Below are 18,166 nucleotides of genomic sequence, written 5' to 3' on the forward strand. Positions count from 1 at the left end.
GCCGCCGCTCTCGCGGCGAGCATCGCAGCCAACCCCGAAGGCACTCCCATGCCCCGCCGCGTCCTCGTGATCGAAGACGACCCCGACATCGGCCGCCTCGTGACCCTCCAGCTGGCCGAGCTCGACTGCGAGTGCCGCCTCATGACCGACGGCGTTTCCGGCCTGGCCGAGGGCGAGGCAGGCCACTACGACCTGGTCATCCTCGACCTCATGCTGCCGCGCATGGACGGCCTGCAGATCTGCCGCCGCCTGCGCGCCCTGCCGCACTACACGCCGATCCTGATGCTCACGGCCAAGTCCTCCGAGCTCGACCGCGTGCTCGGCCTGGAACTGGGCGCCGACGATTACCTGACCAAGCCCTTCAGCATGCTCGAGCTGGCGGCGCGGGTGAAGGCGGTGTTCCGCCGCGCCGACCTGCAGCAGGCCACGGCCGAGCGCGCGCAGCAGGCGCAGCAGCCGATCGAGGCCGGCGGCCTGCGCATCGACCTGCAGCGCCACGAGGCCCTGCTCGACGGCCGGCGGCTCGACCTCACCGCCAAGGAATTCGAGCTGCTGGCTTACTTCGCACGCAGCCCCGGCCGCGTCCACACGCGCGCACAGCTGCTCGACCAGGTCTGGGGCTACAGCCACAGCGGCTACGAGCACACGGTCAATTCGCACATCAACCGGCTGCGCAACAAGATCGAGCGCGATCCCGGCAACCCCGACTACATCCAGACCGTCTGGGGCGTCGGCTACAGATTCGCGGAACGCTGAACGGCGCCACGGGCCAGCGTCTACCCATCGTGCAAAGCCTCTACATGTTGATCGTCGGCGCCGCCCCCGCGGCGCTGGCGGCGCTGGCCGTTTACTGGCACTGCGCACGGCGCCTGCGGGCGCTGTCGGCGCAGGTGGAGCGGATGTCGCTGCGCATCGATGACCAACTGGCCGAACTCGAACGCGGCACCCGGCGGCGGCGCGAGCTGCTGGCCAACGTGTCGCACGACTTGCGCACCCCGCTGGCCTCCATGCGCGGCTACCTGGAACTGCTGCTGTTGCGGCACGGCAGCCTGCCGCCCGAGGAGGAGCGCAACTACCTGGAGACAGCGGTGCGCCACAGCGAGCGCCTGGGCCGCCTGGTGGACGACCTGTTCGAGCTGAGCCAGCTGGAAGGCGAGGAGGCGCGGCCCCAGCCCGAGCCTTTCTCGGTGGCCGAGCTGGCGCAGGACGTGGCGCTCAAGTTCGGCCTGGATGCGCGCCGGCGCGGGATCGCGCTGCGCGCCGTGGCCGGCGACGGCGCGGCGGCCGACGTGCGCGCGCTGGCCGACATCGGCATGGTCGAGCGCGTGCTCGAGAACCTGCTGGACAACGCCTTGCGCCACACACCGGCCGGCGGCACGGTGAGCATCGAGTTCGGCCGCGACGCGCACCGTGCCCGCATCGTCGTGCGCGACACCGGTAGCGGCATCCCGGCCGACCAGATGGACGGCATCTTCGACCGCTACGACCATGCCGACCGCGCACTGCCCGGCGGGCGCGGCGGCCTCGGGCTCGCCATCGCGCGCCGCATCGTGCGCCTGCACGGCGGCGAACTGGCCGCCGCCAGCGTGGCCGGCGCCGGCGCCTGCCTGAGCTTCGACCTGCCGCTCGCGCCGCCGGCCCGGGCGGCCGCGCACCGGCTCATGGAGGGAGCGGACGCATGAATGCATGGATCGCGCCAGTGGCCATCGCCATCGGGCTGGTGCTGCTCGCCGGCCTCGCCGCCTGGGTGCTGCACCTGGAAGGGCGGCGCCGCGTCGAATGGAGCGAGCGGCTGGCCCGGCTCGAGCAGCGGGTGTCGCAGCAGCGCAGCGCCATCGAGCAGGCCGAGGCCGCGCGTGCCGCGGCGGAGGCCGCGCTGCGCGCCAGCGAGGAACGCTACACCGCCGCCCTGCGCGGCAGCCAGGACGGCATGTGGGACTGGGACCTGGCCAGCGGTCGCGTCGAGCTGTCGCCGCGCTGGAAGAGCATGCTGGGCTTCGATGCGGACGAAGTCCCCGGCGACCTGCAAGGCTGGCGCTCGCGCGTGCATCCGGACGACCGCGCCGCGCTGGACGCGGCGCTGGCGCGCCTGCTGCCCGCCGATGGCGCCCCGGCCGACACCCGCTTCGATTGCGAGCTGCGCCTGCTGCACAAGGACGGCAGCGTGCGCTGGGTGCTGTCGCGCGGTGTCGCGCTGCGGCGCGCCGGCGGCACGCCCTATCGCGTGATCGGGCAGGACACCGACGTCACGCAGCTGCGCCGCGTCTCCCAGGTGCTGCAGGCGGTCGCGGACGGCACGGCCGGTGCGGTGGGCGAGGCCTTCTTCCCGGCGATGGTGCGGCACTTCGCGCGGGCGCTGGGGCTGGACTGCGCCTTCGTCGCCGAGTGCGCCGACCACCCGCCCACGCGGGTGCGCACGCTGGCCTACTGGGTGGACGGGACCCTGGCCGACAACTTCGAGTTCGCGCTGGCCGGCACGCCCTGCGAGACCGTGATCCGCGAGGAACGGGCCACGCTGCACCGCAGCGGCCTGGCGCAGGCCTTCCCACGCGAGGCCGGATGGGAGTCCTACCTGGGTCTGCCGATCATCGCGAGCGACGGCCGCATGCTGGGCCACCTGGCCTTCCGCCATCGCGCGCCGCTGGGCGACGAGGTGATGGTCGAGTCGGTCTACCGCATCTTCCTGGCCCGCGCGGCCGCGGAGCTGGAGCGGCTTCAGGCGCTGGCACGCCTGGGCGAGAAGGTGCCGGGCGCGCTGGCTTCCTGAACCGCCTCGCGGCGCAGCCGCGTCGCCGCGGGAAGGTCGAAGCTGAAGCGGCAGCCTTCGCCGGGGCTGCTCTGCACCTGCAGCTCGCCCTCGTGCAGCTCCACGATGCGCTTGGCGATCGCCAGGCCCAGCCCGGCGCCGCCGCGCGCGCCGTCGCGGCCCGCGCGATAGAAGCGATCGAAGATGAAGGGCAGCGCCTCGTCGGCGATGCCCTCGCCGGTGTCGGCCACGCAGACCAGCGCCCGCCCCGCCTGCGGACGCAGCAGCACGCTCACCGTGCCCCCGGCCGGCGTGTGGCGCAGCGCGTTGCCGATCAGGTTGTCGAGCACGCGCTCCACCAGGCCGAGGTCGGCATCCACCATCGGCAGGCCCGGCGCGGCCTCGATGCGCAGCGCCACCTGCTGGCGGTCGGCGGCCAGCTGGAATTTCTGCAGCACGTCGCCCGCGAGATCGGGCAGCCGGAAGGTCTCGCGCGCGAGCTGCACGCCCTTGAAGTCCAGCTTGGCGAGCTCGAACAGCTCGTCGACCAGGGTGGCCAGGTGTTCGCTCTGGCGCAGCGCGATTCCGGCGTAGCTGCACCGCGTGGCCGCCGGCAGTTCTTCGCCGCGGCCGGCCAGCATCTCCAGGTAGCCGCGCAGCGCAGCCAGCGGCGTGCGCAGGTCGTGCGAGACGTTGGCGATCAGCTCGCTGCGCAGGTAGACGTTCTCGGCCTCCAGGTCTTCCTTGAGCCGTCGGACTTCGGCCAGGGCCGCGGCCAGTTCCTGCCGCGCGCCCCGGTGCTCGCCGATCTCGCGCCGCAGGCCCTGGAACAGGCCTGCGTTCTCCAGCGCGACCGCGGCCTGCGTGGCGAGCGTCCGCACGACCAGGATGCGCTGTGCGGTGAAGGCGCCGGCCAGTTGGCTGTTCTCCAGGTACAGCACGCCGGCCAGCCGGCCCTGCTTCTGGACGGCCACGCACATCGCCGAGCGCGGTCGTCGGCGCTGGATGTAGGGGTCGCTGCCGAAGCGGTCGTCGGCCGCCGCATCGGCGAGTACCACGCTCTCGCCGGTGCGGCGCACGTAGTGGACGATGCCGGCCGGCACGCTGCCCGAGGCCGACAGCGGCGTGCCGCGCGCATCCACGCCCTGCGCGGCGCCGGCGGCATGCACCATCGGCTCGTCCTCGTTCTCGCCCTCCAGCACCAGGCTGCCCCGGTCCGCGCCGGCGTTCTCGATCGCGATGTCGATCAGGCGCGCCGGCAGCCGCTCGAGTTCCACCTCGGCCGCGATGGCCTGCGCCGCCTTCATCACGCTGTCGAGGTCCAGGCCCTCCACGGACGCGCCGGCCGGCAGCGCGGCCGCGGCCGCCGGCATCCTGGCCGCATCGGACGCCGCCCGGGCGGGACGCAGCCAGGGGTGCAGGGCCTCGAGCTGCGCGACCTTCGCCGCCGCGCCCCAGCGCGCATAGCAGGCGCGCGCCTCGGCCAGGTGGAGCGCGGCCAGCGCGGATTCGCCGCGCGCCTCGCGCAGGGCCGCGTGCCGCTCGCTGGCCAGGGCACGCAGCTGCAGCAGCGAATCGTGCCGGGCCGCGAATTCGATGGCCTGTTCCTGGAATCCGACCGCGATGCCGAAGTCGCCGTCGATGCGGGCCAGTTCGGCGGCCAGCAACAACGCCTGGCAGCGGAAGTTCTCGGGGCAGTGGCCCGCCAGCACGGCGAATTCGGCGTGCGCCCGGGCGACCTGGGCACGCACCGCGTCCCGATCGGAGGCTGGCGCTTGCGGATGCCACACGGCCAGCGCGAACGCATGCCAGAAGGCATGCATCACCGGCCAGAGGGTGCCGGCAAGGTGCTGCACCGTGGCGCCGGCGATGCGCCCCGCCGCCACCGCCTCGGCCGGCGTGCCCAACAGGCAGCACAGGTGCAGCCGGGCCATGGCGTGGAAGCTGGCGAAGAACGGATGGTCTCTGTAGCGGCGGCCGTAGCCTTCCTCCTCGAAGCCCTCGTCCGACAGGGACAGCGGGCCGCGCGTTCGGCCTTGCAGCGCGCGTGCCCATTGCAGCAGGAGCTGTGTCGCATCGGCGAAACCCTGGTTCTTCAGTTCGAGGATCGTGGCCACGCGGGACGCGTATTCATCGACGAACGCCCCCAGTTCCGGACAGCCGGGAAAGGCCGCCCAGAGTTCGGTGCCGGCGCCATAGGCCGCGTAGAGGAAGTCGCCGCTCTCCAGCCCGCTGCGGCAGGCCTCGCGCGCGTAGGGCACGCCGCTGGCGAAGGGGCGGCACCAGAAGTTCACGTGCGCATGGAATTGCTGGTAGATCTTGGCGCGCAGCCGCGTGTCGCCGAAGCGCTGGTTGACGGCCAGCGCCAGGCTGCCGAATTCGTAGGCGCTGCGGAAGCTGCGCTGCACCGCCCCGACGGTGATGGCGTGCGTGACGTAGCCGTAGGCCGATTCCTCGGCGTTGCCATGTTCCAGCGACAGGCGCACCAGGATGGCCGAGATCAGCCGCGCGAGGGTCGGGTCGCCGAGCAGGTAGGCCGAGGCCCAGATGCCCGTGAGCATGCGCATCACGATGCGGACCTCCGGGTCGTGCATGACCGGCAGTTCGGCCAGCGAGGCGATCGGCCGTTCGCCCAGCAACCCGGCGATGCGCGCCATCTCCTGCGCCAGCGCCTGCGCGGTGCCGGCGGGGGTGTCGGGCAACTGCACGCCGAAGGGCGCCAGCCCGTCGCGCGTGCTGGCCAGGGCCTGCGCGTAGCGGGCCATGTGTTCGTGCTGCACGCTCTGCAGCTGGTGGACCTGCGCCCGCTCGACGGCGCTCGCGGCACGCTGCAGCAGTTGACGGTACTGCGGCTGCGCCGATTCGAAGCGGCCGCACAGGTATTCGCTTTCCACGGCCTCCAGCTGCAGCGCGAAGCACAGCGCATGGTCGGCCGCCCACTGCGTCTCGTCGAGCAGCTCGAGGCCGGCGCCGAAGAAGGCACGTGCCGCCTCGTACGCGGTCGAGGACTTGGCCTCGCGCCCGGCGCGCAGGTTCAACTGCGCGAGCGCATGCCGCTCGCCCGGATCGTCGATCAGGCCGCGCCCGCGGTCGAGGTGGTGAACGATGTCGAACAGCGCCTGCTGCGCCGGCGCCTCGCCGGCCTGCGCGCGCAGCAGGCGGCCGATGCGCAGATGCAGCATGGGCTTGCGCGCGGGCGGGATCAGCGCATAGGCGGCCTGCTGCACCCGGTCGTGCAGGAAGGCCCAGGCCGGCGCCGCCTCGCGCCGGTTCGCCTCGTCCTGCCGCGCGGCCGGCGGCACCGGCACGATCAGCCCCTCGGCCATGGCCTGGGCCAGGTCGTCTTCCGTGGCCGCACGCGGCTGCTCGCAGATCAGCGACAGCGTCTGCACGTCGAAGCGGTTGCCGATGCAGGCCGCCAGCGTCAGCGCGTACTGCGAGCGGCTCGGCAGGCGCCGGATGTTGCGCGTCATCAGCGCGACCACGTCCTCCGCCGGCGGGGCCTGCGCGATGGCTTCGATGCGGTAGACCCAATGCTGCGCGTCCATGTCGAAGCGGAAATGTCCCTCGCGTTCCAGGCTGCGGAGGAACTGGTGCACGAACAAGGGATTGCCGCCCGTTTTTTCCAGCGCCAGCCGGGCCAGCGGCAGGGCCTCGCCGGGTCCGGCGCCGAGCATGTCGGCGACCAGGGCGCTCAGCTCGGGCAGGCGCAGTGGCCCGAGCGTGAGCCGCTGCACCGGCACGCCGGCAGCCTCCAGCGCGTCCAGCACCGGCGCCAGGCGGCGCGGCGCATCGGGCTCGTTGTCGCGGCAGGCGCCGACCAGCAGCAAGCCGCGGATGTCCGGGCTGTCCAGCAGCGGCGCCAGCAGGTCCAGCGTTGCCGCGTCGGCCCACTGCAGGTCGTCCAGGAAGATCACCAGCGGATGCGACGGCCGCGCCACCGCGGCGATGAAGTGGCGCAGCACGCGCTGGAAGCGGTTCTGCGCCTCGGTCGGCGCCAGCGGCACGGGCGGCGCCGGCTCGCCGAGGATGAAGCCGATCTCGGGGATCACCTGCGCCAGGACGCCGGCGTTGGGCGCCAGGGCCTGCTGCAGGCTTTCACGCCATTGCAGCAGCCGGGCCTCGCTCTCGGTGAGCATCTGCCGCACCAGTTCGCGAAAGGCCTGGATCAGCGCGCCGAAGGGCACGCCGCGCACCACCTGATCGAACTTGCCCGCGACGAAGTAGCCGCCGGGGCGCACCAGCGGACGGCACAGGGCCAGCACCAGGGCCGTCTTGCCGACGCCGGGAAAGCCGTCCACCAGCAGCATGCCGGGCCGCGCCTGCGGGTCGCGCACGCGGGCGCAGGCGGCGCGCAGCAGCGCCTGTTGTTCGTCGCGGCCGTAGAGCTTCGCGGGGATGGCCGGGCGCTGCGCGGGGTCGCGCAGGCCGGGCACGAAGGGCGGGATGCGGCCATGCGCCGTCCATTCACGCTCACAGAACAGCAGGTCCTCCGCCAGGCCCGCCGCGCTCTGGTAGCGATCGGCGGGCGACTTGGCCAGCAGCTTCATCACGAGGTCCGAGACCGGCTGTGGGATCGCGGGCGACAGCACGGCCGGTGCGACCGGCGCGACCGCGAGCTGCGCATGGATCAGCGCCATGGCGTCGTCGGCGTCGAACAGCGGCCGGCCCGTCAGCGTGCCGTAGAGCAACGCGCCGAGGGCATAGAGGTCGCTGCGCGGATCGGGCTTGTCGCCGGTGCGGCCGGTCTGCTCGGGCGCGGCATGGCGCAGGCGTGCCGGCGCGGTCGCGCTGCCCTGCGCATCGAGCAGGCTCGCGCTGCCCGTGGCGGGATCGATCACCACGGCCTCGGGGCACAGCCCGAGATGCACCCGGCCCCGCGCGTGCAGCTCGGCCAGCGCCATGGCCAGCTGCGCGCCCAGGCGCAATGCCTGCGGCAGGCTGCCTTGCACGTCGAGCGTCGGGCCCATGGTGTCTTTCCTCTTCCCAGTCCTTCCGGTCCTTCCGGTTCTTGCCACGCGGACTGTGCGCCCGATCGGCCCCGTCTGGCAATGCGTGATCAAAGCGTGAACTTTGGGAGACCGTGGCGTGAGGCCCGGCGATCACAGTGCGCCTCGGAGCCGCCGAACGGCGATCCGACCCTCATCAACCCTTCGCTTCCAGGAGAACCCACATGCACATCGCCCATCCCCCGCGCCGCCTGCCGTGGCGCCCCGCCCTCCTCGCCATGCTGACCGCCGCCGCCTTCGGCATGCTGGCGCCGGCCGCCCACGCCGGCGAATGCCCGGCCGACATGCGCGTCGCGGACGGCCAGGGTCAGAAGCCCGGCCCCAGCATGCCCAAGGACGTCACCGACGTGGTGCGCTACAGCACCGACCTGTCGAAGGAGCCGCTGGCACTGGCGGGGCGACTGTTCCGCCTGCGCCAGCTCGAGATGAAGCCCGGCGGCATCGTGCCCTGGCACAGCCACAACGAGCGCCCGGCGATGATCTACATCGTCTCCGGCGAAGTGGTCGAGTACGCGAGCAACTGCGCGGCGCCTATCCTGCACCGGGCCGGCGACGTAGCCCCGGAGAGGAACGGCACCTCGCATTGGTGGAAGAACACCGGCAGCAGCACGGCCGTGCTGATCTCGGTGGACCTGTTCCCCACGGGCATGCAGATGGACCCGCACGAGATGTGACATGGCACATCCCGCATACCCCCTCGCGGCCCCGAGATGCCTGCATCGGCTGCGCCGCAGCCGGCGGCGCAGGGTCGGACGCCGGCTGCCGCCGATCCTGGCCTGAGCGCCGGTGCGGACAGACGCCGGCTCATCGGTCGCTGCACGGTGGGCCGCCTGCCGGCATCGTTGCAGCGCCGGTACGGCATCAGCGACCGCCTGCTTTCAGAGGGGCACTCACGTCGGGGTATTCGACAGGGTGCCCACGGTATGGCGCGCGATCATGAGCTCTTCGTCGGTCGGGATCACCCAGGCCGAGCAATGACTCGCCGCCGTGCTGATGCACGGCCCGCCCGCCGCGTTGGCCTCCTCGTCGATCGCGAGGCCCATCCACGCCACGCCGGCGCCGACGCGGCGGCGGATCTCGGCGGCGTGCTCGCCGATGCCGGCAGTGAACACCAGCCCGTCCAGGCCGCCCAGCGCCGCGGCCAGCGAGCCGATCTCGCGCACGATGCGGTGCACGAAGAGGTCGACCGCCAGCCGCGCGCGCGGCGCTTCGCTCGCCAGCAGCACGCGCATGTCGCTCGACACGCCGGACACGCCCAGCAGACCCGACTCGCGGTACAGCAGTTGCTCGATGGCACGCGCATCCATGCCGCGCTCGTTCATCAGGTACAGCAGCACGCCCGGGTCGATGTTGCCGCAGCGGGTGCCCATGGGCAGGCCGTCCAGCGCGGTGAAGCCCATCGTGCTGGCGATGCTGCGCCCGCCCTGCAGCGCGCACAGGCTGGCGCCGTTGCCCAGGTGCAGTGCGATGACGCGGCCCTGGGCCAGCATGGGCGCGACCACCGGAAGGCGCGTCGCGATGTATTCGTAGGACAGCCCGTGAAAGCCGTAGCGACGCACGCCGGCGTCATACAACGACATCGGCAGGGCGAACATCTGCGCCAGCTCCGAATTGCTGCGGTGAAAGGCGGTGTCGAAGCAGGCGACCTGCGGCACGCCCGGCAGCAGATCGAAGGCCAGGCGCACCGCCGCCAGGTTGCTGGGCTGGTGCAACGGCGCCAGCGGCGACAGGGCCTCGAGCCGGCTCACGACCTCCGGCGTGATGCGCACGGGCTGGGCGAAGTCCATGCCGCCGTGGACCACGCGGTGGCCGATGCCGCGCAGGGCGATGCCCGGCATGAGCTCACGCACGACGCCGATCACGTGCCGCAGCGCCGCATCGTGCCCGAGGGTCTCGCCACTGCCCCACTCGCGTTGCGCGAGCACGCGGCCCGCCGGATCGCGTGCAACGAAGCGCGGCGCGGTGTCGATCTCCTCGACCACGCCGCGCAGCACGGGCGCCAGCACCTCCCCCTGCGAACGGTAAAGCGAGAACTTCAGGCTCGACGAGCCCGCATTGGCAACAGCCACCATGCCCTCGTTCATGCTGTCGCTCCGCAGGTGGCGGCATGATTCGGAAAAGGCACGTGAAAGGTCGTCATCGGCGGCGGGCTTGATCTGTTGCATCGCAGCATGCACCATCTGCGTGATCGTGACTTTGCCCCACCCTCGAATCGACTCAAGTATTCACGCGATGCACCAGCCCTCCACTCCCGCCGCCACCCATCCCCACTACGACCGCCTGATTGCCGCCGCACGGGAGTTGCCACCGCTGCGCGTGGCGGTGGTGCACCCGGCCAACGAGGTCGCGCTGCAGGCCGTGTTGGAATCGGCGCGGCTCGGCCTCGTCACGCCCGTGCTGGTCGGGCCGCGCGCGAAGATCGAGGCCGCGGCCGGCGCCTTGCAGATCTCGCTCGCGGACCTCCCCATCGTCGATGCGCCGCACAGCCATGCGGCGGCCGACGCCGCGGTCGCGATGGCGCTGCGGGGCGAGGTCGACGCCCTGATGAAGGGCAGCCTGCACACCGACGAGCTGATGGCGGCGGTGGTGCGCCGCGAAGGCGGCCTGCGCACCGCGCGCCGCATCAGCCACTGCTTCGTGATGGACGTGCCCGGCCATGCGCAGCCGCTGATCATCTCGGACGCCGCCATCAACATCGCGCCGACGCTGGAAGAAAAGGTCGATATCGTGCAGAACGCGATCGACCTCGCTCATGCGCTGCGACTGCCGGCCGTGCGCGTGGCCCTGCTTTCGGCGATGGAAACGGTCAACCCCAAGGTGCCCTCCACCCTCGACGCGGCGGCCCTGTGCAAGATGGCCGATCGTGGGCAGATCACCGGTGCGCAACTCGACGGCCCGCTGGCCATGGACAACGCCATCGATCCCGAGGCCGCGCGCATCAAGGGCATCGTCTCGCCGGTGGCAGGGCATGCCAACGTGCTGATCGTGCCGCAGCTCGACGCCGGCAACATGCTGGCCAAGAGCCTGAGCTTCCTCGCGGGCGCCTATGCCGCGGGCATCGTACTGGGCGCGAAGGTGCCGATCATCCTGACCAGCCGGGCCGATTCGGAGCCGGCGCGGCTGGCCTCCTGCGCGCTCGCGTCGATGGTGGTCAAGGCAGCGCGCGAGCGCCTCATCAAGGCGGTGGGCTGAGCCGCCACCCGGCTCACACCACGCCAGCTCCGGACGGCCGCAAGGACGCGCGCGCTACCTCGGCCCGCGGCGAACTAAGGACGCGAGACCACAGACACGCCTTGCCTGTCCGGCCCGCGTCCGATCATCACCCACGCACTTAGCGCACTCAACAGCGCCAGACCTGCGCAGATCAGCATCACCCACCGGAAGCCTGCGACGAAGGCGCCCGCCACGGCGCCCTTGAGGCTTGCCGCCGTGGCTGCATCGATGCCCTGCGGCATATCGGCCCCCGCAAGCCTGCTGCGCTGCTCCTCGAGAAATGCGCTGGCCTGCGCCGAGGCACCCGCTTGCTCCAAGCCCTCCGCCAGCACCGCATCGAACACCGCCGCCATCACCACTCCGAACACCGCGATGGCCAGCACCGAGGCCGCGCGCGACACCGCATTGTTGACGCCCGAGGCGACGCCCGCCGCTTCCGGTCCGACCGAATTCATCACGGTCGTGGTGAGCGGCGCCACGGTGACCGTCATGCCGAAGCCCAGCACGACCACCGCGGGAAAAAAGGCCGTCCAGTAGTTGACGCCCACGCCCGGCAGCGCGAACAGCGCAAAGCCCACGGCGGCGATGCTCGGCCCCACCACCAGCGGAAGGCGCGGACCGAAGCGATCGACCAGTTGCCCGGCCCAGCCCGAGAGCGCGAACATGATCAGGATGAAGGGCAGCAAGGCCGCGCCCGCCACGGTCGCGGAGTAGCCCTGCACCTGGATGAGGTTCAGCGGCAGGAAGTACAGCCCGCCGCCCAGCGCGGCGTACAGCAGCAAGGTCAGCAGGTTGGCCCCGCCGAAGTTGCCGATGCGCAGCAGATTCAGCGGCAACATCGGCGCGCGCACGCGCCGCTCCACGGCCACGAAGAGCAGGCTGGCGACGACGCCGATGGCCAGCGCCGCCAGCACGGCACCCGAGCGCCAGCCTTGCGTCGGGGCCTCGATGAAGGCGTAGACGATGCCGCCCAATGCCGCGGTCGCGAGCAGCGCGCCCCCAGCGTCGAGTTTGCTGCCGGCGGCGCTGCCTCGGCTTTCGGGCACGTGGCGCCACACGATCCACAGCACCGCCAGCGCCATCGGCACATTGATCAGGAAGGCCCAGATCCATGAATAGTGGTCCACCAGGAAGCCGCCCAGCACCGGGCCGATGGCGGCCGTGATGCCGCTCGCGCCGGACCAGGTGCCGATCGCGCGGCCCCGTTCCTTCTCCTCGAAATTCGAACTGATCAGCGACAGGCTGCCCGGCACCAGAAGGGCACCGCCGATGCCCTGCACCGCTCGCGCGGCGATGAGCTGCTGCACGCTGGCCGCCAGGGCGCAACCCACCGAGGCCAGGGCGAACACCACGACGCCCAGCGCGAAGATACGCCGGCGCCCGAACAGATCGCCCAGCGACCCACCCACCAGCAGCAGCGCGGCCAGGAAGAGCGCATAGGACTCCACCACCCACTGCGCCTGGAAGGCCGTGGCCTGCAGATCGCGCTGAATGGCGGGCAGCGCCACGTTCACCACCGTGCCGTCGATGAAGGCCATGCTCGAGCCGATGATGGCCGCGGCCAGCACCCAGGGCCTGGCGGACGTCGGGCATGGCGCGGCATCGCAGCCATGGCGGATCAGGGCGTCATCGCCCGGAGGCTTGCCGATCTGGGTCATGGCGCCAGTATGAGCGGATACCGCGGTCCGTGACGTTCGCAGGACGGGCGACTCCTACCGGTGGAGGTACGGGGCACCCCGCTACAACGAACCGGAAGTTCCCGCCACTACCAAATCTGGTAGTTGCCGCCACCGCAGCAGCGCTCGGAGAATCCGCCGCATTCAACAACCCGGAGAACAGCTTGCGCCCCACCAGCCATGCTGCAAAGCAAGTCGCGGTCATCGTCGACGCCTATTCGACAGGGTCCCGCCTGGCCAATGAGTTCCGTCGCTTCGATGTCGCCTGCATCCACGTTCAGAGTTCGGTTCACGTTCCGGCCGAGTTCGTGAACGGCTTCGTGCCCGGCGACTTCATCCGGTCCTTCGTGGTCACCGATGCCGCCGGCATCGAAGAAATCGCGGCCGAGCTTCGAGGCTTCGACCTCCTCTGCGTCGTTGCAGGCACCGAAACCGGCGTCGAAGTGGCGGACAGACTGGCCGCCCTGCTCGGACTGCCCGGAAACGATCCGCGCACCAGCCACCTGCGCAGAGACAAGTACGAAATGCACGCGCAGCTCGAGAAATCCGGGCTGTCCACATTGAGGCAGGCCCGGTGCGCCACGATGGCTGAAGCACTGGCCTGGGCCAACGCCTTGCAGTGTTGGCCGGTGGTCGTCAAGCCACTGTCGAGCGGCGGCGCCGATGGCGTCACGTTCTGCCATGACACCGTCGACGTCGCGGCGGCCGTCGACGGGGCCCTCGGCAAGCGCAACAGGCTGGGAAACATCAACACAGCCGTGGTGTTGCAGGAAAAAATCCATGGCCAGCAGTTCATCGTGAACGCGGTCAGCATGGAGGGTCGGCACTACGTCTCGGAAGTCTGGAAGGACGACAAGATCGCCGTTGCGGGCGCACCCCTGGTGTGCGACCGGGAAATCCTGCTGTCGCCCGAGTGCGACCCCATCAAGGATCTGTGCCGCTACACGACGGCATGCCTCGATGCGCTGGGCATCCGGGAAGGACCGTCGCATACCGAGCTCTTCCTCACCGATCAAGGCGAGCTGATGCTGATCGAGACCGCAGCCCGGATGCAGGGACCGATCGATCACGAATCCGTGCTCGAGGCGACGGGTCACTCGCACGTCACGCTCACGGTGCTGCGCCACGTGCGCCCGTCCACCTTCGCCCAGCTGTTCGCACTGCCCTACAGGCGCAAGAAACACCTGCACTGCGTCACCTTGTCCGCGACAAGCGTCGGGACGCTGAAGGAAAACAGGTGCATGGAAAGACTGTCCAGCCTGACGTCCTTTCGCGCGCTCATTCATGCACCCCAACCCGGCATGCGGATTCAGCGAACGGTCGACCTCTTCACCAACGCAGGCATCACCTACCTGTCGCACGACGACGAAAAAGTGCTGGAGAGCGACTACTGGCGCATTCGAAGGTGGGAGGCCGATGGTGAACTCTTCCTCATGCACAAGACTTGAAAGACCCAGGCCTGAAGGCAGCCCGATCCCCCTTCGACAATGGAAAGCCGATGGCGAACTCTTCATCTTCGACAAGCCGAGAGGGACAGGACCTGGAAGTGCTGGAACCACAGGAGCCGCGCCGACGTCGCGGCCGCAATTCCTTTCTTCGCATCGAGCGCAAGGCCGAGTTCCTGGAGACCGCATTCGGCCCCTTGTCGTTACTGCCGGACCCGAAACTGTCACCCAAGCGGATGGCAAGCCGCTCGCCGCTGCGACGCACGAAGACGCGCTGACGCTCGTTCCCTACACCGCTTGCCCGCTCGCCTGCCGCACCCGCAGCGTGCTGCACACCGCCGCCACGGCCGCGCAGGCCGCGGCCAGGCCCAGCGCGATGAAGGGGCCGCGCCCGTCGCGCGGCGCCCAGGCACTGAAGATGCCGGCCAGCAGCACGGCGCCCAGCGTCTGGCCGGTGAGCCGCGCCGTGCCGAGCATGCCGCTCGCCGCGCCGCTGCGATGCGGCGGTGGCGAGGTCACGATCGTGTGGTTGTTGGGCGACTGGAACAGCCCGAAGCCCAGACCGCACAAGGCCATGCGCCAGACGATGTCCGCGTTGGACGGCTGCGCGGGCAGCGTCGCCAGAAGCACCAGTCCGAGCGACAGCAGGCTCAGGCCGATGCCCCCGAGCCAGCCGTCCGGGTAGCGGCCGATCAGGCGCCCTGCGATCGGTGCCATCACCACGATGGCCAGCGGCCAGGCGGTGATCAGCAAGCCGGCCTCCACGTGCGTGCGCCCGTAGATGTCGAGCAGCAGGAAAGGCAGCGCGATGAAGGACAGCATCTGCGCACAGAAGGCGCCCACCGAGGTCCCCATCGACAGCGCGAACACCGGAATGCGCAGCAGGTCCACCGGAAACAGGGGCAGCGCCAGCGTCCGCTGCCGCCGCAGGTAGACGAAGCCCACCGCCACGCCGGCCGCCAGCAGCACCCAGGCACCGGATTGGGCGCCCTGCCCCGACCCGTCGCGCACGCCGAGGCGATCGGCGCCGACGAAGACCAGGGCGAACATCGCCACGTTGAGCAGCACGTCGACCCACGAAAAGCGCGCGCCCTCGGCCGCCACCCCGCGCGGCGCCGGCAGCGCCCGCGCCCCGAGCGCCACCACCAGCACGCCCAGCGGCAGGTTGAGCGCGAACAGCCAGGGCCAGGAGGCCACCGAGAGAATGGCCGCCGCCACCGAGGGGCCGGCGACCGAGGCGCTGGCGACCACCATCGAGTTGATCGCCATGCCGCGGCCCAGCTGGGCACGGGGATAGACCAGCCGCACCAGCGCGGTGTTGACGCTCATCAGCCCGGCCGCGCCCAGGCCCTGCAGGGCGCGCGCGGCAATGAGGGTGGTCAGCGAGTCGGCCAGCATCGCGGCCAGTGAGGCCAGCGCGAACAGAGACATGCCGACCAGGTATACCCGACGGTAGCCGATCAGGTCGCCCAGCGACGCCAGCGGCAGCAGCATGACCAGCGTCGCGATCTGATAGGCGTTGACCACCCAGATCGCATGGGCCGGATCGGCGCGGAGCTCGCGTGCGATGCCCGGCAGTGCGAGGTTGACGATGGTGCCGTCCAGCACCGCGACCGTGATGCCGAGAATGATGACCAGCATCGCCCAGCCACGCTGCGGCGATGGCAGCCCGTCGGCAATGGCGGCCTGGGAGTGCCGCATCGGCTCAGCGGGCCGCATGGGTGTGCGGCATGCGTGTGCGCCGCGCCGGTGAGAAGACATTCACTGCGTTCGAAAGGAAGGAGAGAGGAGCCATGGGTCGATTTTGATCAAGGTGGCGATGGGCGCGTGTGCGCGCCATGCGCTCTGCTGTGCCAGCCATGCATGGAGATCGACGGTGGCAGAACACCGCCGACAAGAAGATGGCTCACCGTCGTGGCCGGCCTTTCGCATCGTAATTGCCCGGTGGAAGCAGCGCAGGAGCATCCACGGAAGTTCGAACCTTTCCCGCGGGAGAGTTACGTAGCTAGGTCTCAACACGCCTGATACGACATGAGCAACCAGCATTCACCTCCCCAGCCGGAAAGTCCCCCCGTTTTCCAGGCGCTATTCGCGAATTTCGCACGTGGCCTCGCCACGGCGCGAAATGATCTGCTTGTCACCGCCGACACGCCTTCGTCCTCCATGGATTTCGATCTGAGCAAGCTCAGTTCCGAAGTGGAACAGCTCTGCGAACAGGGAGACTTTCGATCTGCCTTACCGCTGTCTCTGCAGCTGTTCGTACAGGACCACCGGGAACCCAGCGCAGCCTTCTTGCTGGGTTCCTGTCTGCAGAGGCTCGACCAGCCGGGACTTGCATTGGCCGCATTCGTTCAATGCACGGAGCTGGAGGGCGAGTTGCCGACGCCGGCACCTTTGCTTCGAACAGGTGAATGCCTTGCCGCACTGCAGATGCCTCAGGAGGCGGTCGCAGCTTTCGACCGGGCCGTCGACCTCGCGCGCTCCCGTCCGCAGGACGGCGACATCCAATCCATGGCAGCTGCCAAGGCAGATGTTCTTCGCCGCAATCTCTAAGACACCCACTTTCTCGAAATCATGCAGTTCATCGGAAATCGCACATTCACACGGATGCCTCATACGAAGGGTCAATTCATCACGACGGAAAAATTCGACATTGATCCAGCCGGTCAGGACCTGAACGTCCTCACGGGGAAACCGGCGAGAAGAATCACGAAAACAAATGAACACGGTCAACAAGTCAAAGTAACAAAGCCCGAGGTCGAAGATATCGAAATAAAACTGAACGCGACGGAGTTCCAGGAAGCCGTGATGGAACGAATGGTGGGCGCCGCTGAGTTTGCCGCCCAGATCGGGACCCGCACCGGCGACGATGACACGATTTACCACCCCCTTATCGGTCGCAATGACAGCGGGCAAGCAAAATGTGCCGGTCATTTTGCTTTGATTCCCAAGCAAGTGGGGCTACGGATGTTGACTGATGACGGCCCAGTGCACATCATCCACCATAAGCCCCCCATCCATGTTTACAACGGGAAAGAACTCGTCTGCTTTGTCGATGAAACCTACGTCGCCGAGCCCATCTACCGCCGCGATAAGAACCAGGCCGAAGCGGCTGCATACGCTGTGATGGACCCCCAGCAACAATTTAATTCATGGAAAGCTGAATTGCCCCACAAGGAGCTGCTGGCCGAAAAATTTCCGTACATGAAATTTACAGATAGCGTAGATGGAGTGCCACGGCGATTTGATGGTGTCTACGTGATCCCCAACGGCAATGAGGAGGAGCCCTGCATTGACAAAATTCCGCGCCGCTCTCCGTCCGAAGTTGCCGAGGACACGAAGAAATGGATTTGCAAAAACAAGTTATCGACGATTGTCATCGGCCTTATTATTTCAACATTCACTGGCCTCGTTGCGGGCAGCATTGTGAAATATGCACCTCAACCCCAGAGCCCGGGTGCCCCGACTGTCCCGGAGATCGACACCCCAGGATTCATCGCGGAAATCAGCAGCTTTGACACCAGATGTCTAAATGTGTCCGCCGCTGAGCAGCTTGACGACAGTTTTGTTTCTTCGATACTTAATTTCGCACGAAACATTGGAGTCAAATATCCCGGCCTTTGGCAACACACCTCCAAGGGTTTCAGCGCTGAGTTCTCATGCCCCAACGTGTCGAACGCGATTTCCAATCTCACCTTGGCAGATTGGCAAAACCTGGCTTCAACACTTCACGCCTCATTCGAAGACCAGTTCGCTGTTCTGTTGCAGAAGCTCCCGCCTCCCGCGGCGTCTGCGGCACTCGCGCTCGTCAGTTCGCCGCTGACCCTCGCGTGCCTGGCTGGTTTGGTGGTGGTGGGCGCCACCCCGGAGATGTTGGCTTTGGCGCTGACTGCAATGGCGTTCCGCGACCAGCCGATGGTGGGGATGCTGGCGCTCGCTGTGCTGCATGTCCTGAACGAGTTGGTGTAGCAACGCCGGGCTGACCTGGGCGAATTCGCGGCGCCCGGCCGGGAGCTGAAGTGAACCGAAGGGCCATGCGCCCGCCTGGGCACGACGCGGTGCGGTTTCGCAGCGCGC

13 protein-coding genes are annotated in these 18,166 nt (G+C 69.2%); 9 read left to right on the forward strand and 4 right to left on the reverse strand.

Annotated features, from left to right (window positions below; all coding sequences use genetic code 11):
- The first annotated feature begins 48 nt into the window (after positions 1-48).
- From ABEA07_RS13815 to ABEA07_RS13825, 3 genes are read left to right on the forward strand one after another with little or no spacing between them, the layout of a single operon-like run.
- On the forward strand, positions 49-756 hold the full coding sequence (locus tag ABEA07_RS13815; RefSeq protein ID WP_345538516.1) for a response regulator transcription factor: 708 nt from the start codon (positions 49-51) through the stop codon (positions 754-756).
- A 44-nt stretch (positions 757-800) separates the two neighbouring features.
- A complete protein-coding gene (locus tag ABEA07_RS13820; protein WP_345538517.1) occupies positions 801-1,682 on the forward strand; it encodes a sensor histidine kinase in 882 nt (293 codons plus the stop codon).
- Positions 1,679-2,767, forward strand: a complete 1,089-nt coding sequence (locus ABEA07_RS13825) for a PAS domain-containing protein (RefSeq protein ID WP_345538518.1) — start codon at positions 1,679-1,681, stop codon at positions 2,765-2,767. The genes ABEA07_RS13820 and ABEA07_RS13825 overlap by 4 nt, the downstream gene beginning before the upstream one ends.
- Here the strand turns inward: ABEA07_RS13825 and ABEA07_RS13830 are convergent.
- On the reverse strand, positions 2,716-7,716 hold the full coding sequence (locus ABEA07_RS13830) for a sensor histidine kinase (RefSeq protein ID WP_345538519.1): 5,001 nt from the start codon (positions 7,714-7,716) through the stop codon (positions 2,716-2,718). The genes ABEA07_RS13825 and ABEA07_RS13830 overlap by 52 nt on opposite strands.
- Positions 7,717-7,919: 203 nt before the next feature.
- Between ABEA07_RS13830 and ABEA07_RS13835 the strand changes: the two genes are divergently transcribed.
- The gene (locus ABEA07_RS13835) at positions 7,920-8,429 is read left to right on the forward strand and encodes a cupin domain-containing protein (protein WP_345538521.1); all 510 of its coding nucleotides are present in this window, start codon (positions 7,920-7,922) and stop codon (positions 8,427-8,429) included.
- 216 nt (positions 8,430-8,645) lie between these two features.
- Here the strand turns inward: ABEA07_RS13835 and ABEA07_RS13840 are convergent, their stop codons facing one another.
- Positions 8,646-9,839, reverse strand: coding sequence for an acetate/propionate family kinase (locus tag ABEA07_RS13840; RefSeq protein WP_345538522.1), 1,194 nt, complete (start codon positions 9,837-9,839; stop codon positions 8,646-8,648).
- Positions 9,840-9,966: 127 nt separating this feature from the next.
- Between ABEA07_RS13840 and ABEA07_RS13845 the strand changes: the two genes are divergently transcribed.
- Positions 9,967-10,947 carry a phosphate acetyltransferase gene (locus ABEA07_RS13845; RefSeq protein ID WP_425584134.1) on the forward strand — a complete coding sequence of 327 codons (981 nt, stop codon included), beginning with the start codon at positions 9,967-9,969 and terminating at the stop codon, positions 10,945-10,947.
- 74 nt (positions 10,948-11,021) lie between these two features.
- On the opposite strand, the gene ABEA07_RS13850 is transcribed toward ABEA07_RS13845, so the two are convergent.
- Positions 11,022-12,626 (reverse strand): MFS transporter, encoded by a 1,605-nt coding sequence (locus tag ABEA07_RS13850; protein WP_345538523.1) that lies wholly within the window; start codon positions 12,624-12,626, stop codon positions 11,022-11,024.
- Between the two features lie 182 nt (positions 12,627-12,808).
- Between ABEA07_RS13850 and ABEA07_RS13855 the strand changes: the two genes are divergently transcribed.
- Both ABEA07_RS13855 and ABEA07_RS13860 read left to right on the forward strand, forming a co-directional pair.
- The gene (locus tag ABEA07_RS13855) at positions 12,809-14,092 is read left to right on the forward strand and encodes an ATP-grasp domain-containing protein (protein ID WP_345538524.1); all 1,284 of its coding nucleotides are present in this window, start codon (positions 12,809-12,811) and stop codon (positions 14,090-14,092) included.
- A 50-nt stretch (positions 14,093-14,142) separates the two neighbouring features.
- The gene (locus ABEA07_RS13860; protein WP_345538526.1) at positions 14,143-14,367 is read left to right on the forward strand and encodes a hypothetical protein; all 225 of its coding nucleotides are present in this window, start codon (positions 14,143-14,145) and stop codon (positions 14,365-14,367) included.
- A 10-nt stretch (positions 14,368-14,377) separates the two neighbouring features.
- Here ABEA07_RS13860 and ABEA07_RS13865 read toward each other — a convergent pair whose 3' ends face one another.
- Positions 14,378-15,790 (reverse strand): MFS transporter, encoded by a 1,413-nt coding sequence (locus ABEA07_RS13865; RefSeq protein WP_345538527.1) that lies wholly within the window; start codon positions 15,788-15,790, stop codon positions 14,378-14,380.
- A 330-nt stretch (positions 15,791-16,120) separates the two neighbouring features.
- On the opposite strand from ABEA07_RS13865, the gene ABEA07_RS13870 reads away from it, so the two are divergent.
- Entirely contained in the window at positions 16,121-16,642 is a 522-nt protein-coding gene (locus tag ABEA07_RS13870) for a hypothetical protein (protein ID WP_345538528.1), read from the forward strand.
- A gap of 21 nt (positions 16,643-16,663) precedes the next feature.
- Positions 16,664-18,058: a hypothetical protein gene (locus ABEA07_RS13875; RefSeq protein ID WP_345538529.1), complete on the forward strand. Its 1,395-nt coding sequence runs from the start codon at positions 16,664-16,666 to the stop codon at positions 18,056-18,058.
- Positions 18,059-18,166 lie beyond the last annotated feature (108 nt).

Origin of the sequence: Variovorax defluvii (assembly GCF_039541515.1) — a bacterium.
GTDB classification, from domain to species: Bacteria; Pseudomonadota; Gammaproteobacteria; order Burkholderiales; family Burkholderiaceae_C; genus Variovorax; species Variovorax defluvii.